The following is a 19,111-nucleotide window of genomic DNA, read 5'->3' as shown; positions in this document are numbered from 1 at the left end:
ACAAGAGACCGACGGTACGTAAAGAGGTTCGTGATGTATCAGGTTCCCGACCAGCAGGGAAAGCTCGCCGTAGTGACCGGCGCCAACAGCGGCACGGGCAAGGAGGCGGCCAAGCGTCTTGCCAGCGGCGGAGCAGAGGTCATCCTCGCGGTGCGCACTCCGGCCAAGGGCGAACAGGCGAAGGCCGAGATCCTCGCCGCGCACCCCCGCGCCCGCGTGCAGGTCCGCCGCCTCGACCTGGCAGACCTGTCCTCGGTGCAGGACTTCGCGGACAGCACTCTCGCCGAGGGGAAGCCGCTGGACCTGCTGCTCAACAACGCCGGAGTGATGAACGTGCCCCAGCGCACCGAGACCGCCGACGGCTTCGAACTCCAGCTGGGCAGCAACTTCCTCGGGCCGTTCGCCCTCACCAACCGGCTTCTGCCCTTGCTGCTCGCCGCCCCTGCGCCACGGGTGGCCACGATGAGCAGCGGCACCGCCAACCGGGCGCGCGTCGATTTCGACGACCTGCAGTCCACCCGCGCCTACAGCCCGACCCGGGCCTACGCTCAGTCCAAGCTGGCCGACATGCTGATGATGGTGCACCTGGCCGAGCTCGCGACCCAGCGCGGCTGGTCCCTTCTGTCGGCAGGCGCGCATCCCGGATACACCCGCACCAACCTGATGACCTCCGGGCCCACCCTCAACGGCGGCAAGCCCGGCCTGATGGAGACGATCCTGTACAAGATCGTGCCCTCGCAGGGGCCCGAGCAAGGGGCGGAACCCCTGCTGTTCGCGGCAACCAGTCCCGCCGCCACCGCCGGCGGCTACTACGGGCCGCGTTGGGGCATGGTCGGTCCGGCGAAGCAGGTCGCACTGCCGCGACCAGGCCGAGACAAGAGCGCCGCGGCACGTCTGTGGGCCGAGGCGGAACGCCTCACCGGCGTCTCCGTCCCCGCTTGAGGACATCGACCAGCCGCCACGAGCCGGGACCCTGCTTCACCCTGCGGCTGATCCCGCCGCAGCCCTGCCCGCACCAGCGAGCCGCTCGCCGACCTGGTGAAGGCGCTTCGACGGGAGACCAATCGCGGACCTGCCCGGCTTGCCGCCGACCTCCATCGGCTGCACGGCGTCACGGCCGCGCCGGCGACGGTGCACCGCATCCTCGTCCGCCGGGGCATCAACAGGCTCCGCGACCTGGACCCGCCGACCGGCGAGCATCTGCGGGAAATCATCCGCTACGAGCACGATCGCGCCGGCCAGGATCCCGCAGCAGCTGTCGTTCGAAGACTTCGCGTAACCAACCCCATGAGACACGACACCTAGTCCGCCGGCCGGACCGCCCGACACATCGAAAGGATTTCCCGCCCCCGCTCGCCAGTGATCATCTCGGCGAGCACGGGGTCGGCGAACAGCGCCACGGGGGCGATGTGGTCAGCATGCAGCGGACGCCATAGCCGTATCGCCTCCCTCAGTTCGGGCCAGGCCGCGTCAATGAGCTGTCGCTGACGCTCCCGTGCCCGGTCGTATGCGCCGAAGGGGTCATGCGCTTCGAGGTTGGCCGGTACGCCGTCCTCCGATTCCTCGCTGACGAGGACCGTGATGACGGGCTGGCCGTCCACCCACGTCTGTTCGTAGGTGGCGTTCCGTCGCTGCTCCTCATACGGGTCCCGGACCTGGAACGCGGGGTCGGCGTCCAGTCGGTCCGTGATGTGGCGGACAGCGGCGTTGAATTCCGGGTTGCCGAAGGAGAGCTGGAAATCAGGGGCGGCGCGGCGGGCCTCATGGTCGGTGAGGAGCGACCGCAGCCATTCCGGTCCGTTCTCCTTGGAAAATCGCAGCGTCGACCATCCGTGTGGCAGATCGCGCGTGCGGTCTTCTTCGAAGACAAGGGGCAGCAGTTCGCCTTCGAACAGGGGATGTCGCAGGATATCGGGATGGTGTGCGTAGTTCACGACATGGCTGATCCCGGCCTCGTGCGCACCGGCACCGAGCATGGTCAGCATCTGGAACCGCAGAAGCAGCGCCCGCTCGTTGCCGAATTCTTCGGCCTCGGTCAGCACCTTCAACGGGCCGTCGACTTCACCTTTGAGGGCAGCGAGCCGGGCCTCTTCCACCCGGGTGTCCCAGCCGTCCTTGGTCTCCCCCTCCGGCTTCCGCAGGGCATGGAACGACTTGTACTGCTCATACATCAACTCGTAGAACGAGTCGAAAGGCTCCAGCCCGTTCCCCGACCACGAAGCGAGCCAGTAAGCGGTCCACTCCCCGCGCTCATTCACGTCCCCGGGGTCGAGGAAGATATCCGCCGCGTCACCATCGAGCGATACGAGCAGAGAACGCCTCAGCACCGCTCCCTCGTTGATCACGTCAGAGTCTTCATCCTCCTCTTCTTCACCCTCGTCCTCCGTCAGTTCGTCATAGATCTCGATCAGGTAATCCCGGTCGGAGTCGGCCAGCCACTGCAACTCAGCCGTTCCGGCCAGCCGGTAGATGAAGCAGCCCGCGTCCCGCCATCCGTTGGTAACCGCCAGGAATTCGCGCAGTGACACCGGCAGAGTGCAGCCCAGGCGGGCCTCGGCCGCCGCGATCTCCTCCTCGCTCGCCGGGGCGTGGCCGAGCCAGCGGTCACGGACCACGGCCTCGTCCAGCTCGCCGTCCTTCTCGGGGTCATGACTGTCGACCCACTCCTCGCTCCACTGCTGGAGGAACGGACGCCACTGCTCGCGGTTCACCGATGTGCTCCCTCATCCCGAGGCCACTGCGACAGGACAAGCACAGCACGGGGGTACGACAACCGCCCGCAACGGATGCGGCTACGACGGGCCGGGCCAGCTCTGCACCTCGCTGGCCGCGGCTGCCGTCACAGGCTGAGCAGCAGGTCACGGACCGCTGCGGGCCGGGACAGGAACGGGTGGTGGCCGGCGTCGAGCTCGACGACGCTGCCGGCCCGGCGGGCGAACTCGCGCTGGAGCCGCGGCGGGGTGCCCCGGTCCTGAGCGCAGACGAGGTACGTCGAGGGCAACCGCTGCCATGCGGCCGCCCCGACCGGCTGCCCGGTCACCTGCACGCTCTGCCGGGCAAGGTGGTCGGCCGCCTCCGCCTGAACCTCGGGGTCGCAGTCCTGGAGGAACGTGTCCGCGACCAGCTCGGGGCGGACCCCGAACGTGCCGGCGTCGGGGTCGACGTCGAGGAACGGGGCGGGGCTGCCGTCCCCGAACTCCGACAGGCTCTGCCCGACCTCGGGCAGGTAGCTGGAGATCAGCAGCAGGTGGCGCACCGACCCGATGCCCGCGGCGGCTTCCGCGGTGACGATACCGCCGTAGCTGTGGGCGACCACGACGGTCGGCTCGTCGCCGGCTCGCAGCACCTGCCGCACGGCGGCAACATCCTCGGGCAGCCCCGGACCGCCGACACCGCCCCGCAGGCCCGTCTCGCCGCAGCTCGGCAGCGCCGGGGCCACGCTCGGCACCCCCCGCTCCTGAAGCAGCTCGGCGGTGCGGTGCCACCACCACGATCCGTCCCGCACGCACGCCCCGTGCACGAACACGACTCTCATCGCCACCTCCACGTCGGGCTCGCCGGCCTGCCACCCATGCTCGCCGAACTCCCGGCGGCCCGCTCGGGCCGGCCGGGGCGGATGCGCTGTTCCTGCTGCCGCTCAGCGGCTCACGATCACCCCATGGCCGCCAGGAGGCGGGCGACCAGGGGGTTCGGGTCGTCCCGACGCCAGGCGACGGCGACCCGGGTGCGGGCGGCGCCGGGTCCGATCCCGCGGAAGGCGACCCCCTTGAGGCGCAGCCGGCGGATACCGGCCGGGGCCAGGGAGACGCCGAGACCGGTCTCGACCAGGGCGCAGACGGTCTGCCACTCCACCGCGTGCTGGGCGAGCCGGGGCGTGAAGCCCGCTTCGGCGCACAGGCCGGTGATCCGGTCGTACAGCCCCGGTCCGGCCTCGCGGGGCAGGAGCACGAAGGGCGAGTCCGCCAACTGCCCGACGCGGACCGCACGCTGCGCCGCGAGCGGGTGCCCGGACGGCAGGACGGCCACGAAGGGCTCGGTCAGGACGGTCCTGAAGGCCAGCCCAGGCTCGTCGGCGGGCGGCTCGCGCAGCAGGCCGACGTCGATGGCCCGGTCGTGCAGGGCGGCGAGCTGCGGCGCGGTGGTCATCTCGTGGATGTCCAGGCGCACGTCGGGGAACCGCTCCCGGAAGGTGCGCAGCAGACCGGGCAGGACGGTGAGGGCGAGGGAGGCGGCGAAGCCGATCCGCAGCCGCCCGGCGAGCCCGCCGCCGACCGCCCGGGCCGCGGCCAGGCCGTCCGCGAGGCCGGTGAGGGCCTGCCGGGCGGCGGGCAGCAGCTCCCGGCCCGCCGGGGTGAGCCCGACGCCCCTGGAGGCGCGGGTGAACAGCGTGTGGCCCACCGTGTCCTCCAGGCGGCGGATCTGCTGGCTGAGCGGGGGCTGCGTGATGCCCAGGCGGGCGGCCGCGTGGCCGAAGTGGAGTTCCTCGGCGAGGACGACGAAGGCGTGCAGTTGCTGGAGGGGGAGTTCGGGACGTTCCATACGCCGATGCATATCAGACCGGTCCTGGGCGAGTATTGGACGTATCGGTGCAGGTCACCTAGCGTTCGGCGCATGACAGAGCGACTGACGGAGCAACCGGCGGAGCGGCCGAGGGAGCGGCGCGCGATCCTCAGCGGTTCGACGTTCGAGGAGCGGATCGGCTACGCCCGGGCCGTGGTGGACGGCGACTGGGTGCACGTCTCCGGGACGACCGGTTTCGACTACACCGCCATGACGATCTCCGACGACGTGGTGGAGCAGGCCGAGCAGTGCCTGCGCAACATCGAGGCGGCGCTGGCCGAGGCGGGCTGCACCCTCGCCGACGTGGTCAGGGTGCGGTACATGCTCCCCGACCGCGAGGATTTCGAGCCGTGCTGGCCGACCCTGCGCAGCGCCTTCGGCGGGATCCGCCCGGCCGCGACCATGCTGGTGTGCGGCCTCTCCGACCCCCGTATGAAGATCGAGATCGAGGCGTACGCCCGGCGGCGGGCTACCGCGTGACGGTCCGCGCGACCCCTGAGTTCAACGAGGCCTGATCGATGACCATCGCCGCTGTCCATGTCCACCGTCTGGTGGCTCCCCTCCACACCCCGTTCGTCACCGCCCTGGCGCACCTGACCCACGTCTCGACCGTCGTCGTCGAGATCGTGGACCGCGACGGGCGCTCCGGCTTCGGTGAGGCGCCGGAGGTGTGGACTGTCACCGGATCCTCACTCGCCTCCAGCGAGGCCTGCGTCACCGAGGTCTTCACCCCGCTTCTCATCGGTCGCGACGCCGATGATCTGGTGGAGAACTGTCGCAGGGTCAGCCGCGCCGTGGTCGGCAACGAGCCGGCCAAGGCCGCGGTGGACATCGCGCTCCACGATCTCGCCGCGGTCCGCCTCGGGATCCCGCTGGTCCGACTGCTCGGCGGCTCCGGGCTGGTGGTGCCCACCGACGTGAGCCTTGCGGTCGGCACGGTGGGCAGCATGGCCACGGCGGCGAAGAGCCGGGTCGCGGAGGGATTCGACGTGCTGAAAGTCAAGGTCGGCACGGACGCGGCCACGGACATCAACCGCGTGACGGCGGTCCGCCAGGCGGTCGGCCCCGAGGTGAGGATCCGTCTCGACGCCAACCAGGGGTGGACGCCCCGCGAGGCGGTACGGGTCATCCGCTCACTGGAGGACGCCGGCATGGAGGTGGAGTTCGTCGAACAGCCGGTGGCCTACCGGGATGTGGAGGGCCTGGCCTGGGTGAGCGACCGCGTCGAGACCCCGATCATGGCGGACGAGTCCGTCTTCGACGTGCGCGACCTGGTGGAGGTGATCCGGCGGCGCGCGGCGGACCTGGTCAACGTCAAGCTGGCGAAGAGCGGCGGACTCAGCGCCGCCCGTACCCTCCTCGAACTGGCGCGGGCCCAGGGCATGGGCACCATCCTCGGCTGCATGCTGGAGAGCGAGATCGGCACCGGCGCCGCGGCCAGCCTGGTAGCCGCCTACGGGACCACGATGGTGAGCGACCTCGACGCGGTGTGGTGGCTCCAGCGCCCCGCCGTCGTCGGCGGCATGCGGTACCAAGGCGCTGCGGTCGTGCTGCCCGACGCCCCGGGCCTGGGGATCTCCGGCCTGGTCGCGCAGAAGCCCGGGGAGCCCGGGAAGCCACAGAGGCACGAAGGCACGGAGGCACGGGCCTGACGCTCGCTCCGCCAACTGAGACACGCTCCATTTCGCTACCGCCGGATCGCCGCCCTCCCTTCCTCCTGACACGGTGTGCCGACGTCACACCGCCATCGACCGCGGCGCCGGTGCCGGGTCGCCTCGGCCGTGGCCGCCGCCGTACGCCTGCCAGGCCGTCGCCAGGCGACGTACCGCCTCGGTCAGGGTGTCGGGGGCGGCGAAGGAGTGGATGCGGATGAACTCCTTGCTGCCCCCGGAGGCGTCCAGTCCGCTGCCGGGAATGACGGCGACACCGTGGCGGAGGGCCGTCTGGGCGAAGGAGTCGCCGTCGCCGTGAGGGAGGCGCACCCATAGGGTCTGCCCGCCGGTGACCGCTGGGGCCTGCCACTGCGGCAGTTGTCGCGCCAGTTCCGCGCGCAGGTGGTCATGGCGGGCCTGGCGGGCTGCCGCCATGTCCTGGCACAGGGTTTCCAGGCGGGGCAGCAGTTCGGCCGCGGCGAGCTGCGCGGGGAGGTTTCCGCCGAGGTCATGAACCGCCCGGAGCCGGGCGAGGCGGTCGATGACGGGCCTGGTGGCTCGTATCCAGCCGACGCGCAGCCCGCCCCAGACGCTCTTGCTGAGGGAGCCCACCGTGATGACCCGGTCGCTGTACGCGGCGAGCGGAGGAGGTGTCCGCTGCCCGGGGAAGCCCAGGTGGGCGAGGACTTCGTCGTCGATGAGCGGTACGTCGGCGGTGGCCGCCGCCACCGCGAGTCTCCGGCGCGCCAGCGGTGGCAGTACGGATCCGGTGGGGTTGTGGTGGGTGGCCACGAGGTAGGCGAGTTCCGGGCGGCGGGAAGGGGTCCGGACGGCCGCTTCGAAGCCGTCGAGGCCGGTGGGGAGCGTCCGCAGTGCCGCGGCCCGTTCGTGGAACGCCTCCAGCGCGCCGGGGTAGGTGGGCGCCTCGACCAGCACCGTACCGCCGGGCTCGACGAAGGCGCGGGCGAGCAGGGAGAGGGCCTGCTGGCCACCGTTGGTGACCAGGACCTGTTCGGGGTCGGTCGGTACGCCGCGGCGGGTGTAGTGGTCGGCGACGGCGCGGCGCAGGTGCGGGTGGCCCGACGGGTGGTACCCGATGTCGCCCGTGACCGTGGCCAGCTGGGACAGGGCCCGCTCGTACGCCGTCAGCAGGATCGGCGGAGGCTCTCCGGGGGCGGCGCACGCCAGCAGGATCACGTCGTCGGCCTGGGGCTCCAGCAGGTGGAGGAAGACCGGCGCCCCGGTGGTCTCCTGAGGTCCGGGGCGGGAGGGGCCGGCCACGCGGGTGCCGCTTCCCTGGCGCCGGACGATCCGGCCCTCCGTACGCAGCTGCTCGTACGCGGCGACCACGGTCCCGCGACCTACCGCGAGCGCGGAGGCGAGGGCCCGGTCGGGTGGCAGCCCGGTGCCGGGGCGCAGCTCGCCCTCGTCGACAAGGCGCCGCAGCCGCGCGGCGAGCAGGAGGTACAGCGGGCCGCGGCCGGCCGACCACCGGCCCAGGCGGTCGGCCAGGTCGGCCGGGTCCATGGGCATGAGCGTGTTTCTTTCGCCTCGGAACACCCGAGGACATTGGTCCTCTGAGTGAACCAATTGTGGCGCATTGGCTCTGTGAGCCGGGCATGGCGGCGGCGAGGATCATGGCATGACCACACGACGTGAGAACCTGCGTGACCTTGCCGCGGTATCGGTGGCCGAGGCCATCACCACGCTCCCCGGGCCGTTCCAGCAGCGCAATCTGGCCATGGTGAACGACACCACCGTCGTTCGCGTGGCCCGGGTGGAGGGCGAGTTTCCCTGGCACCACCACGACGAGGACGAGCTGTTCCTGTGCTGGGACGGCAGCGTTCAGATTCAGCTGGAGGGGCGGGAGCCGGTGGTGTTGCAGGCCGGTGAGTTGTTCGTGGTGCCCAGGGGGGTGCGGCACCGCCCCGTTGCCGAGGAGACCGCCCACATCCTGCTCATCGAGCACCCGGACACCAAGCAGTACGGAAGCTGAAGCACGCTTCCGTGGTCAGCTCGGTGTCCGGGCACGGCGGTGTCAGGATCACGCGGCCGACGGCTGGGTGGTGGCCGCGCCGCCCAGCCACTTCAGGCCGTCGAGCAGGAACCGGTTCTGGGTCTCGCTCGCGAAGGTGGACGACAGGGGCGTGTTGTTCGCGTAGTCCATCGCGTTGTGGCCGAAGTTCGCGTACAGCATCTTGTACGTGGTGTTCGTCCACAGGATCGGGTAGTAGCCGCTGTACCAGCTCTGGTCGGGGTCGGTGCCGAGCGGGAAGCTGCTCGGGTCGACCGAGGCCAGGATCTTGATGTTGGGGCTCTGCCGGAGGTCCTTCGACCAGCTGTACCACTCGCTGACCGACGAGGTGAACAGGGCGGGCAGGTTCTTGGTGGCGGGGTGGGTGCGGTCCTCGACCTTCAGTTTGGCCGTGGTCGGGCCCCAGGTGTTGGACTTGAAGTTGCCGCTGCCGAGGAACTGGTTGTGGTACCAGGACCAGTTCTGGGCCTCGGTGGTGAAGGCCGACACATGGAACCCCATCCAGCCGCCACCGGCCCGCATGTACCGCTCGAAGCCGGTGCGCTGGGCCGCGGTCTGCGGCAGATCGTCGAGGAAGAGGACGACCTGGTAGCCGTTGACGCCGCCGTCCGCGAGCAGGTTCCAGTTGTTGCTGGCGGTGTAGGTGAAACCGTTCTGGGCCGCCTGCTTGGGGAACCAGTCGTTCGCCTCGTGGACGAAGTTGATGTGCGCGGCGTCCCAGGTGCCGCTGTAGAGGGCCAGCACCTTGAACGGCGCCCTCGGGGTGTTCGGGGAGTGCGTCGTCGCGTGGGCGGCGGGGGCTGCCGTCAGGCCGAGAAGTACGGCCAGCAGGGCCAGCAGCCGCAGGGCCGCGGACACCGTCCGGGACGGTGTGGTGCGTCGGATGTCGGGCATGCGGGCTCCTTCGTCACGGGTAGGCGACCAGGTTGGCCACGTTGGTGGCCGAGTTGGACGGGCCGCCGCGGTCGTTGACGACGTGGCGGATGGTGCCGGTGCCGCCCAGCGAGACGGTGACCATGTTCCTGAAGCGGACGTTGGCGTTGTTCGGCGCCTCGATGGCGTGCTCGGCGGTGACGCCCGGGTTGACGTTGAAGTAGCAGTAGCTGCCGAAGCCGTAGCCCTGGTGGCTGGTGACGGAGTCGGCGACCTTGTAGGCGGCGTAGCCCTGGGTGGAGCCGTTCATCCAGGCCGCCTGGTTGGGCGGGTCGTAGGGCATCTCGTTCTGGTAGAAGTACGTGCGGCCGCCGTTGCCGTTCCAGATCGTCTGGTGTTTCTGGTAGTGCTCGACGAACAGGCCGTACATGGTGACGTCGTCACCGTTCACGACGAGCCCGGTGTCCGCGGTGTTGCTGGTCCAGCCGACGCCGCTGCCGTGGTCGGCGCGCCAGATCCACATGTGGTCGCCGATGACGTTGTCGCTGTTGACCACGAGGCTGGTGGTGGCCTTGCCGACGCCGCTGCCGCCGATGCGGAAGTACACGTCGTGCAGGGAGGTCGGGTTGGCCGCGTGGGACGCGGAGGCTCCGGTGGGCCCGACTTCCATCAGGGTGCGCGAGTTGGTCGTTCCGGCGTCGAAGAGAACGCCCGCGACCTTGACCCCGTCGACGTCCGCAACGGTCATGGCGGTGATGCCGTTGTCCGGGATGAAGGTGGCGAGGCCGAGACCCAGCACCACGGTGTCCGCGCGGGTCACCTTCAGCGTCTCGTTGAGGTGGTAGACGCCGGGGGTGACCAGCAGGTTCTTCCCCGCGGCCAGCGCCGTGTTGATCTGCGCCGCGGTCGCCCCGGGCTTCACGACGTAGAAGTCGTCCAGCGGGAGGGAGGTGCCGGGGGCGTTGCCCGCGGCCCAGCTGGTGGCCGTGGAGTCGGTGCGCGTGGAGGGCACGAACACCTTGTAGGCCCCGGAGCCGTCCACGTACAGGAACGGCTTCTCGCGGGACACCGGGGTCCGGTCCACCGTGGTGTACGGGGGGTTGGGGAAGCTGTTGCCCGGTACGCCCTGGCTGCCGACGAAGACCATGTTCCAGTTGGACCCGGTCCAGCTGCCGAGCTGTGCGTTGCGGGTCAGCCACTGCTGCTGGCTGCCGGACCGCACCTGCCCGTCGATCTTGCTGTCGGCCAGGTAGCCGCCGCTGGACCAGCCGCCGTCGTCCAGGGCGAGGTTGCCGCGCAGATGCATCCGCCGGTACGGGGCGGCCTGGGAGACGGCCCACCGGTCCGTGCCGCCGTTGGGGGTGACCGACAGGTTCTCGGCGCCGCGCCAGAAGTTCTGGGTGGCGTTGCCCTGGAACCAGTCGGCCTCGGCGTGGACCGCGCCGTTGATCGTCACGGCGTCGGGTGACTGGCCGAGCCCCAGGACCTGGGTGTAGAAGCCGACGTTGACGTCGTTGCTGTAGGTGCCCGGCTTGAACATCACCGCGTAGCGCTGGGAGCCGAACTGGTTGGTCTCCTGCTGCTGGAAGATGGAGTTCAGTCGGCTCTGGATGGTGGCCGACGGCATGGACGGGTCGAAGACGACCACGTTCGGGCCGAGGTCCACATCGCCGCCGGGCGGGGTGGACACGGGCGCCACCTGGAAGCGCTGGGCCGCGGTGCCGTTGCAGGTGTACTGCACCAGCTGCACGCTGTCGGCGTTCGACGCGGAGGGCACGTCCAGGCACTTGCCGCTGTGCCGGTTGACGAAGTGGTAGGCGCCGCCGCCCTCGTCCACGGCCTGCCACTGCTGGTTCTCGCCGCCTCCGTACGCCCACAGCTGGAGGGGGGCGTTGTCGGCGGTGGACACGTCGGTCACGTCGACGACCTGGTTGGCGTCGTTGCGGTTGTTGATCCGCACGTAGCCGTCGCTCGTGGCGGTGAAACTCCACTGCTGGGCTGTGGAGGTGTTGCAGCCGTACTGCTGCACGGCGGTGCCGTTCGCGGTCGCGGCGGACCGGGCGTCCAGGCACTTGCCACTGCCGCTGTTCACGACGGTGGCCCACTCGGTGGGCAGGGCGGCGGCCGCGGTCGCAGCTGCCTGGGAAGGGGTGGCGGTCAGCAGCGACGCGGCCGAGAACGCGACCAGGGTGGCCGCCATCGAGGCACGTGTGGCGCGGACATATCTGAGGCGGCGGCTGCGACTGCCGCTGCCCTCTCTGACCTGACGCAAGATTCGGAGCACAGGTCCTCCTGTCGCCGTGGGGGCAGTCGGCGGATGGCCGGCGGCGATGGGTGAACCTAAAGGTCTGCACCAAAGACGTCAAGAGGTGAAGCAAGCAAAGGGTTTCCTTCGCGGTTCACCCCAAAAGACTTGAACGCGCCGCGAGTTACTGACGAGATGCCTGCCGGGGAGAGAGCGCGGTGACGACGGTGACCGCCGTCGCCCCCGCGCCGACCCACGCCGCTGTCGTGTATCCGGTATCGGTGGGAAACGTCGCAAACCGTCGCCGGAGCGTGCCGCTTGCGCAGCGGCGACACCAGCTTTCCGCCGGCGAACCCCAGGGCGGAGAAGGGCACCAGCACCAGGCCCGCGACGAACACGTCGACGCCGAGCCCGTAGCCCGCCGACCGCGGCGTCTGCACATAGCGGGTGACGAGTGTCAGCAGCAGATACATGCCGACGCCGCCGAGCAGCATGACCACGTTGGCCCCCGCCACCGCGGGATTCCGCAGCAGGGCCAGGTCCACCAGCGGGGCGGACGATCGGCGTTCGCGGTACACCCAGGCCCCGAGCAGCGCGGCCGCCACGGCCAAGAGGGCCGCGGCGAACGCCGGGTGGCGCCGGCACCCGTGGAGAGCTGTCAGGCGGGTTCGGTGTTGAGGACGCGCCCGGCGGGGCTGCGGGTGTGCACCCACGCGGGCAGCGCGGTCAACACCGCGATGGCCAGCAGTACGGCGAGCGCGGCGGTGAGCAGCCACGATCCCGGGGGCGTGACCTGTGTGCCGAAGAGCCAGTACAGGCCGAGCCCGGTCGGAATACCCACCGCCACTCCGGGCACGGCGGGCAGGAGTTGCGCGACGCAGAGCGCCGTGACGACCTGGCCGGGTGTGGCGCCGAGGGTACGGGCGATGGACAGGGCGCGCCGGGCCTGCACGGCGGTGCTCCAGCCGAGGAGCACGGTGTTCAGCGTGGACAGCGCCACCAGCGCGAGCGTGATGGCGAGCAGCACCTGGCCGGTCTGGTCGGCCCGCACTTCGATGGGGCCGAACCGCTTGAAGTCGGGCCTCGCACCGAGTTCGGTGTGCCAGGTGAGCAGGGCGGTGACCATGAGGGTGGTGGCGGCCGTCCCGGCGGAGGCCAGGACGGCGCGGCCGGGCCGGCGGGCGAGCAGCCGGATGCCGAGCAGGAGCGAGGTGGGCAGATGCGCCGTCATGGCGTTCAGGCGCGGGTGGCGCGTGAGCAGGTGCGCCGGGTCGGCCAGGGCGTGGACGGTGCTGGTGCGGGCGGCGCGCAGGGCGGGGCCGAGCGCACCGATCAGAGCGACCATGACGGCGAGGAAGATCGCGGCGGTGACGGTGTCGGAGTCCGGAGGGCTGACGGTGTTGAGCAGTCCGGCGCTGGGGTCGACCAGGCGGGGCGCGGCCAGTGTCCCGGCGGTCAGTCCGAGCGCGGAGGCCAGGAGGGTCAGCAGCAGGTACTGCGCCAGCAGGGCGGCGGTGACGGTGGCGGGCCCGGCGCCGACGGCCTTGAGCAGTGCGGCACGCCGGTGGTCGCGGGCGGCGCGTGTGGTGGCGAGCGCGGCGAGAGTGACGATCGCGGCGATGGCGAGCAGCCAGCCGCCGACGACCAGGGCGGGCTGGGTGTCCTTGATCATGGCCAGGTCCGTCTGGAGAACGTCCTGCCAGTAGTGGACGCTGACCGTGGAGTCGACTTCGCGGTCGTGGCCGAACACGGTGTCCTGCCATCGTTTCGTCGCGGTGGGATCGGTCAGCTTCAGGTGGATCAGGTGGACGCTGAGCTCGTCGCCCGCTGCCGCGCGGGTGTCGGCGGAGGTGAGCCAGATCCTGCCACCGAAGTCGGACGGCCCGCCCCCCTGCGCGGTGTCGCTCCACGGATACACCGCGGTGGCCGCGCTGATCGCGGTCCCGACGACCGGATAGCCGCGTCCGCTGATGGTGACGCGGTCGCCGACGCGTACGCCGAGTGCTTGCGCGAAGCCGCGTTCGAGCACCGCGCCGCCGGGACGCACCCAGGTGCCGGAGGTCACCAGCGGCCGGTCCACGGCGGACGGTGAGGTGTCGCGCCCCTCGACCGAGGAGTGCGCGCTCTTGCCGTGTGCCTTGATGTAGGTGTCGAACGCGAAGACCGGGTCGGCGTGCGCGGCCACACCGGGCGCGTCCGCGAGGCGTTCGGCCACGCCGGACGGGTCCGTGGCCGTCGTGGTGGCGATGATGTCGGGTCCCGCGGTGGCCGCGCGGGTCTTCGCGTACCCGTTGACCACCGCGTCGTTGGTCGCAAGGCCGAGGGTCAGGCTGGCGCCGGCGACGGTGACGGCGAGCAGGAACATGACGGCCTCGCCGGGCCGGCGGCGCATGTCGCGCAGGACCAGGCGCCACATCAGCAGCAGATGTCCCACGGTCAGTCCTCCCAGCTCAAGAGCGTGCCGAGCCGTGTGGTGCCGCTGTCGGTGCCGCTGTCGGTGCCGCTGTCGGTGTTCAGGAGGGTGTCGTCGGCCAGCGTGCCGTCGCGCAGGGAGACGATGCGGTCGGCGGTGGCGGCGACGCGTTCGTCGTGGGTGACCATGACCAGGGTCTGGCCGGCAGCGCGCAACTCGTCGAAGAGCCGGAGGATGTCCTGGGTCGCGGCGCTGTCGAGGTTTCCGGTGGGCTCGTCGGCGAGGACCACCAGTGGCTTGTTGACCAGGGCGCGGGCGATGGCGACCCGCTGCCGCTGCCCGCCGGACAGCTCCGAGGGCAGATGCCGGGCCCGGTCGGCGAGCCCGACCTGATCGAGGAGTTCGGCGGCACGGCGGCGGGCGGTGCGCGGTGAGGCGCCCGCGAGCAGCGCGGGCAGCTCGACGTTCTCCGCCGCGGTCAACTCGTCCATCAGGTGGTAGGCCTGGAAGACGAACCCGACGGCGCGGCGCCGCAGCCGGGCCAGCGCCCGCTCGCCGAGGTCGTCGACGCGCCGCCCACCGAGCCACACCTCGCCCTCGGTGGGCAGGTCAAGACCGCCGAGAAGCTGGAGCAGCGTGGACTTGCCACAGCCGCTGGGCCCGGTCACGGCGAGCGTCTGCCCGGCGGGAACATCGAGGTCGACCCCGTCGACGGCCCACACCGCGCTCTCGTCCTCCCCGTACACCCGCGCCAGGCCGACCGCGCGCAGCACCGGCCCGGCCGCCGCACCGGGTCGGCCGCCGGCCCATCCCGCTCCCGGGCCGTCGTCCGCGCCCCTCCGCTGCGATCGGCCCCTGGCCCGCTGACGGTTTCTCGTCATCCGTTTCCTCCGCCTTTCCCACGCGGTGTGCGGGCGGACCAGGTCCGCTCGCACGCCTCCAACCAGCGCAGATCGGCCTGCAATCGGAGCGCGATGCCCTCCAGAAGCAGCCCGGCCTCCGAGCACGTGTCGTGAGCGAGAGCGGCGTGCTGGGCTTCGGCGAGGCTGCGCATCAGCTCCCGCCGCCGCGCGCCCACGAGCGCGAGCGGATCACCCAGGCCCGACTCGGCGGCGGCCACCAACTTCAGGTGGAACTCCGCCACGTCGGCTCTGGGCCCGGGGTCCTCGGCCATCCACGCGGCCACCCGCTCCTGCCCGGCCGCGGTCAGCGCGTACACCTTGCGCCGCGGGCCGCGCTGCGACTCGTCCTCACGCTCCTGGACGGCCAGCCCCGCCTTTTCGAGCCGGGTGAGCGTCACATAGATCTGCCCCGCGTTCAGCGTCTCGCCCAGCGGTCCGAGCGCCGCCGCCAGCCGCCTGCGCAGGTCGTACCCATGCGATGGCTCCTTGGCCAGCAGCGCCAGCACCACGTCCTGCACGGACCACCCTCCTCTGCGATGCCTCAATAGATAGCGGTTAGCTAAACGGGCGTCAAACCGGCCCGGGTGGTAGCGGGGAGAACGGTTCGGGGCCTGGCTCGCTCCGCGAATCGGCCGCGCCTAACCTTGGCGTTTCACGTGGCCAGCCTTGAGGAGTTGCAGTGAGCCGCCGCCTCGTTTCCCTCGTCACTCCGGTACACGGACCCGCCGTGTACCTTTTGCCGGAAGCCTACGCATCGCTCGTTCAGCAGAAGCTTCCCGAAGGCTGGGACTGGGAGTGGTTGATACAGGAAGACGGCGAAGGTGTCGGCGCCGCCGCACACCTTCCTGGCGACGACCCCCGCATATCCATCGACTTTTCGCGTCGCGGCGGCCCACAGGTCGCACGCACCATGGCGCTCGCCCGTAGCGGCGTGTCCGGGGAAAGCGAGTTCGTCAAGGTTCTGGACGCGGATGACCGCCTCGCACCGGGCGCGCTCGCTCGCGACATTGACGTCCTGACCAGCAATCCGAAGGTGGGCTGGACCACGTCGCGCGCGCTGGACCTCCTCCCGGACGGAACGACCGTGGGTTTCGAGGGAGACCCCGAAAACGGCGTGCTGCCGGCGGGAAGTGTCTGGCAGTACTGGCAGGCCAACAAGCGGGCGCAGGTCCACCCCGCGACACTCTGCGCCCGCCGCGATCTCATCCTGGCCCTCGGCGGATGGATGGCGTTGCCCGCGTCGGGCGACACGGGCCTGCTGCTCGGGCTCGACACCTTGGCCGACGGATGGTTCCACGACGAGGTCGGCCTTCTCTACCGCAAGCACCCCGACCAGATCACGCAACATCCGTTCCACTCCAAGGGATCGGAGTGGGAGGCGCGCATGCGCATCATCGAGCAGCACACGCGGGCGCTGCGGGACATGATGCGCTCGCGGCGGGAGGCCTGAGCGAAGAGTGCTACGACCCGCTGGAGCCGCCGTCCGCAGCGCCGCCGCCCACGTAATGAAAGCCGGGTCGCGGGTGCATCAGGAAGTCGTGGTGCGAGATGTTCCACGCGTACGCGCCCGCCAGCGCGAACGCCACCCGGTCGCCGACCCGTAGCTCCCCGGTCGGCGCCCGGCGCGCCAGGACGTCCTTCGGTGTGCACAGTTGCCCGACCAGGGTCACCGGCTCGTCCCGTACTCCGGGGCGTGGCCAGGGGCGGGTCCAGGTGTCGGCGGGCAGTACGGCGAAGGGGTGGTCGTGGCCCTTGGCGGCGGGGGTGCGCATGTGGTGGGTGCCGCCGCGCAGGACGGCGAAGGGTTCGCCGCCGCTGTGCTTGAGGTCGAGGACCTCGGTGACATACCAGCCGCAGTAGACGGTCAGCGCCCGGCCCGGCTCGATCCGCAGGGTGAGTTCCGGGTTCCGCTCGGCGATTCCGGCCAGTCCGCTGCCGTACGCGGCCCAGTCGAAGCGGCTGTCGGGGCGGGCGTAGTCGACGTTCATGCCACCGCCCACGTTCACCTCGGTGAGCCGCAGGCCGTGGCGGGCGGAGAGGGCGCGGGTCCAGTCGGTGACGCGGGTGGCGACCGCGAGGAGGGCGGGGGCGTCGAGGCCGCTGGCGAGGTGGGCGTGGATGCCGCGCAGGCGGAGGGGGCCGCCCGGCGTCAGCAGGGGGAGGCAGCGTTCGACGATGTGGTCGGGGTCGAGGCCGAAGGGGCTGGGGCGGCCGCCCATGGCGAGGGCGGCGGCGCCCAGCGCGCCGTCGGCGACGGGGAGGTTGACGCGCAGCAGGATGTCGACCGTGCGGCCCTCCTCGCCTGCGAGGGCGGCCAGTTGGCGCAGCTCGTGCTCGCTCTCGACATGGAAGCGCTCCACGCCCAGCTTCAGCGCACGGCGCAGCTCGGTCTCGGTCTTGCCCGGCCCGCCGAAGGCCAGCGGGTGGGCGGGGACGGCCTCGCGTACGTGGGCCGACTCGCCGCCGGAGGAGACCTCGTAGCCGCTGACGTGGGGGGCGAGGGTGCGCAGGATCTCGGGGGCCGGGTTGGCCTTCGCCGCGTAGTACAGCTCGACGGCGGGCGGCAGCGCGGCCCGTACGGCCTGGGCGTGTTCGGCGAGGGCGGTGAGGTCGTAGACGTACGCGGGGAGGTCGTCGTCGGTCAGGGTGTCGGCGAGGGCGGCGACGGGTGTGGTCGGGGCCGTGGTGGTCAACGGGGGCTCCCGGGGGCTACGACGCAGGCCGCCTCCGACAGCAGGTCCGAGGCGAGCGGGCTGGCGATGCGGACATAGCCCGCGTGACGGTCGGCCTTGCGGGCCCAGCGGGTCAGGAGGTTGGCCTTGGCGGGCAGCGGGACGCCCGCGATCAGGGCGCGGAGGCCGGGCGGGCCGCCGTGTGCCGCGCCGCGCTCCTCCAGGACCCGGCGGACCGCCGACCACAGCTCGGGCTCCAGGTGCGGATGGCGGTCGGCGAGGGCGGCCAGCATCTCGGCGAGGTGGTTGACCAGCAGGCAGTACACGACGCGGTCCCAGCCGCGCTCGCGGTCGTACGTCATGGGGCCGGCCAGGGCGGGCGGCAGCGCGGCGAGGGCCGCCGCGTGGTGTTCCGGCAGCAGCTTGGTGCCTTCGAGGTCGCGGAAGAGGACCTGGCGCGGCAGGCCGGAGGGGTCGACGCCGACCACGACGTTCTGGAGGTGGGGTTCGAGGACGACGCCGTGGTCGAAGTAGGCGGCCAGGACGGGCGGCACGAGCAGCGCCAGATACGCCTCCCACCAGGCGAGCGCGTGTCCGGGCCCGGTGTCGCCGAGGAGCTGGGCGACCCGCGCCCCGCCGGGGGCGGGGTACTCGTCGGCGACGGCCCCCGCGAGCAGCCCGGTGAGCCCGGGGCGCAGCCGGGCGGCGAGCCCTTCGCGCACGATCACCCCGAAGCCCTCGATCAACTCCCGCTCGCCGCCGAGGTCCAGCGTCCGGTACGCGGGCTCGCGCAGCAGCGCGGCGCCCGGGAAGCGGGCGGCCAGGTCGGCGGCGACCGGCTCCAGCAGCCGGGTCAGGGCGACCGCCCCGGACAGCTCGTACTCGGCGTTCTTGCGGAGGCAGTTGGTGATCCGGACGTTCAGGCTGAACTTCAGGAAGTCCCGTCCGTCGTAGAGGGTGCGGACGGACGCGGTGGGCGCGAAGTCCGGCCCGCCGGGGCCGAGGTCCAGTACATCGCCGCGGGAGACCGCCGCCCGCAGCGCGGGGTGGTCGCGGAGCATCGCGTACTGCCAGGGGTGCACGGGCAGCAGGCGGTAGCCGTCGGGCACGGGGCGCTGCCGGTCGAGGGGCGCGAGGGCCCCGGCGGACGCCGCCTCCTCGCGTACGTGGGCCTGCCGTACGGCGAGGTGGTGCAGGGGGAAGCGGGCGCCGGTCTCGGGCGCGAAGCGGGCCCAGGAGTCGGCGTTGCCGGAGCGCGCCTTGGGGGTGGGGTGGAAGCGGTGGCCGAACAGCAGCGACTGTTCGGAGGCCAGGTACGTCAGGTGCGGGTCGCCGTCGTCGGTGTTCGGCGGGCCCGTGCGCGCGCGGCTCTCCAGGGCCGCCGTGACGCCCGCGTGGCTGGACGCCACCTGCTCCAGGAACTCGTCGTTGCGCACACCGGTGCGCAGCCGCAGCTCCCGGTGGATGTACTCGGCGAGGGTGCGCCAGGGCACCTCGGCCCACGCGCCGTCCCGCTCCTCGGTGACCGGGCCGGTGAACCGGTGTGCGCCGATGAGGGAGGTGCGGCGCAGCGCGACGCGCAGCAGCACCCCGCAGCGGGGCAGCCGCAGCCGCAGCCGGCCGTCGGCCACGACGGTCTGGTGTTCCGGGCCGGACACCTCGCGGAGGAGGCAGTTGAGGAGGGTGTGGGCGACGACGTGGTCGGCGCGGGCACCTGTACCGGTGTCCGTGTCGGATGGGGAGATGGATGTGGTCATGA

General features: G+C 71.5%; 16 protein-coding genes and 1 pseudogene. 5 read left to right on the top strand and 12 right to left on the bottom strand.

Annotated elements, in window-relative coordinates; all coding sequences use genetic code 11:
- The first annotated feature begins 33 nt into the window (after positions 1-33).
- Positions 34-942 (top strand): SDR family oxidoreductase, encoded by a 909-nt coding sequence (locus ABTY62_RS39380; RefSeq protein WP_352134176.1) that lies wholly within the window; start codon positions 34-36, stop codon positions 940-942.
- A gap of 359 nt (positions 943-1,301) precedes the next feature.
- On the opposite strand, the gene ABTY62_RS39375 is transcribed toward ABTY62_RS39380, so the two are convergent.
- The 3 genes from ABTY62_RS39375 to ABTY62_RS39365 all read right to left on the bottom strand — a co-directional run bounded on the left by ABTY62_RS39375 (position 1,302) and on the right by ABTY62_RS39365 (position 4,539).
- Positions 1,302-2,711, bottom strand: coding sequence for an SMI1/KNR4 family protein (locus ABTY62_RS39375; protein ID WP_352134175.1), 1,410 nt, complete (start codon positions 2,709-2,711; stop codon positions 1,302-1,304).
- 128 nt (positions 2,712-2,839) lie between these two features.
- Positions 2,840-3,535: an alpha/beta fold hydrolase gene (locus ABTY62_RS39370; protein WP_352134174.1), complete on the bottom strand. Its 696-nt coding sequence runs from the start codon at positions 3,533-3,535 to the stop codon at positions 2,840-2,842.
- A gap of 116 nt (positions 3,536-3,651) precedes the next feature.
- The gene (locus ABTY62_RS39365) at positions 3,652-4,539 is read right to left on the bottom strand and encodes a LysR family transcriptional regulator (RefSeq protein ID WP_352134173.1); all 888 of its coding nucleotides are present in this window, start codon (positions 4,537-4,539) and stop codon (positions 3,652-3,654) included.
- Between the two features lie 72 nt (positions 4,540-4,611).
- On the opposite strand from ABTY62_RS39365, the gene ABTY62_RS39360 reads away from it, so the two are divergent.
- Both ABTY62_RS39360 and ABTY62_RS39355 read left to right on the top strand, forming a co-directional pair.
- Positions 4,612-5,040: a RidA family protein gene (locus tag ABTY62_RS39360; protein ID WP_352134172.1), complete on the top strand. Its 429-nt coding sequence runs from the start codon at positions 4,612-4,614 to the stop codon at positions 5,038-5,040.
- Positions 5,041-5,078: 38 nt separating this feature from the next.
- Positions 5,079-6,212, top strand: coding sequence for a mandelate racemase/muconate lactonizing enzyme family protein (locus tag ABTY62_RS39355; RefSeq protein ID WP_352134171.1), 1,134 nt, complete (start codon positions 5,079-5,081; stop codon positions 6,210-6,212).
- Positions 6,213-6,296: 84 nt separating this feature from the next.
- On the opposite strand, the gene ABTY62_RS39350 is transcribed toward ABTY62_RS39355, so the two are convergent.
- Positions 6,297-7,739 (bottom strand): aminotransferase-like domain-containing protein, encoded by a 1,443-nt coding sequence (locus ABTY62_RS39350; RefSeq protein WP_352134170.1) that lies wholly within the window; start codon positions 7,737-7,739, stop codon positions 6,297-6,299.
- Positions 7,740-7,854: 115 nt separating this feature from the next.
- Between ABTY62_RS39350 and ABTY62_RS39345 the strand changes: the two genes are divergently transcribed.
- Positions 7,855-8,208 (top strand): cupin domain-containing protein, encoded by a 354-nt coding sequence (locus tag ABTY62_RS39345; protein ID WP_352134169.1) that lies wholly within the window; start codon positions 7,855-7,857, stop codon positions 8,206-8,208.
- A gap of 60 nt (positions 8,209-8,268) precedes the next feature.
- Here ABTY62_RS39345 and ABTY62_RS39340 read toward each other — a convergent pair.
- From ABTY62_RS39340 to ABTY62_RS39315, 6 genes and pseudogenes are all read right to left on the bottom strand, one after another.
- A pseudogene (locus tag ABTY62_RS39340) lies at positions 8,269-9,141 on the bottom strand (ThuA domain-containing protein); the annotation flags it as partial.
- 13 nt (positions 9,142-9,154) lie between these two features.
- Positions 9,155-11,320, bottom strand: coding sequence for a pectate lyase-like domain-containing protein (locus tag ABTY62_RS39335; RefSeq protein ID WP_352134168.1), 2,166 nt, complete (start codon positions 11,318-11,320; stop codon positions 9,155-9,157).
- Between the two features lie 140 nt (positions 11,321-11,460).
- Complete coding sequence (locus ABTY62_RS39330) at positions 11,461-11,970, bottom strand: MFS transporter (protein WP_352134167.1); 510 nt, start codon at positions 11,968-11,970, stop codon at positions 11,461-11,463.
- A gap of 53 nt (positions 11,971-12,023) precedes the next feature.
- A complete protein-coding gene (locus tag ABTY62_RS39325) occupies positions 12,024-13,799 on the bottom strand; it encodes an ABC transporter permease (protein WP_352134166.1) in 1,776 nt (591 codons plus the stop codon).
- Positions 13,800-13,801: 2 nt separating this feature from the next.
- Complete coding sequence (locus ABTY62_RS39320; protein ID WP_352134165.1) at positions 13,802-14,659, bottom strand: ABC transporter ATP-binding protein; 858 nt, start codon at positions 14,657-14,659, stop codon at positions 13,802-13,804.
- Entirely contained in the window at positions 14,656-15,198 is a 543-nt protein-coding gene (locus tag ABTY62_RS39315) for a PadR family transcriptional regulator (protein ID WP_352134164.1), read from the bottom strand. Before ABTY62_RS39315 ends, ABTY62_RS39320 begins: the two co-directional genes overlap by 4 nt.
- Positions 15,199-15,359: 161 nt before the next feature.
- Between ABTY62_RS39315 and ABTY62_RS39310 the strand changes: the two genes are divergently transcribed.
- On the top strand, positions 15,360-16,130 hold the full coding sequence (locus ABTY62_RS39310) for a glycosyltransferase family 2 protein (protein WP_352134163.1): 771 nt from the start codon (positions 15,360-15,362) through the stop codon (positions 16,128-16,130).
- Between the two features lie 10 nt (positions 16,131-16,140).
- Here ABTY62_RS39310 and ABTY62_RS39305 read toward each other — a convergent pair whose 3' ends face one another.
- Together ABTY62_RS39305 and ABTY62_RS39300 are read right to left on the bottom strand one after the other, a co-directional pair.
- Positions 16,141-17,373: a type III PLP-dependent enzyme gene (locus ABTY62_RS39305; RefSeq protein WP_352134162.1), complete on the bottom strand. Its 1,233-nt coding sequence runs from the start codon at positions 17,371-17,373 to the stop codon at positions 16,141-16,143.
- Complete coding sequence (locus ABTY62_RS39300) at positions 17,370-19,109, bottom strand: IucA/IucC family protein (RefSeq protein ID WP_352134161.1); 1,740 nt, start codon at positions 19,107-19,109, stop codon at positions 17,370-17,372. Before ABTY62_RS39300 ends, ABTY62_RS39305 begins: the two co-directional genes overlap by 4 nt.
- Positions 19,110-19,111: the final 2 nt, after the last annotated feature.

This window comes from Streptomyces sp. NPDC097640, from assembly GCF_040302705.1.
Taxonomy (GTDB): domain Bacteria; phylum Actinomycetota; class Actinomycetes; order Streptomycetales; family Streptomycetaceae; genus Streptomyces.
This window is presented reverse-complemented; position numbering and strand designations above follow the sequence as displayed.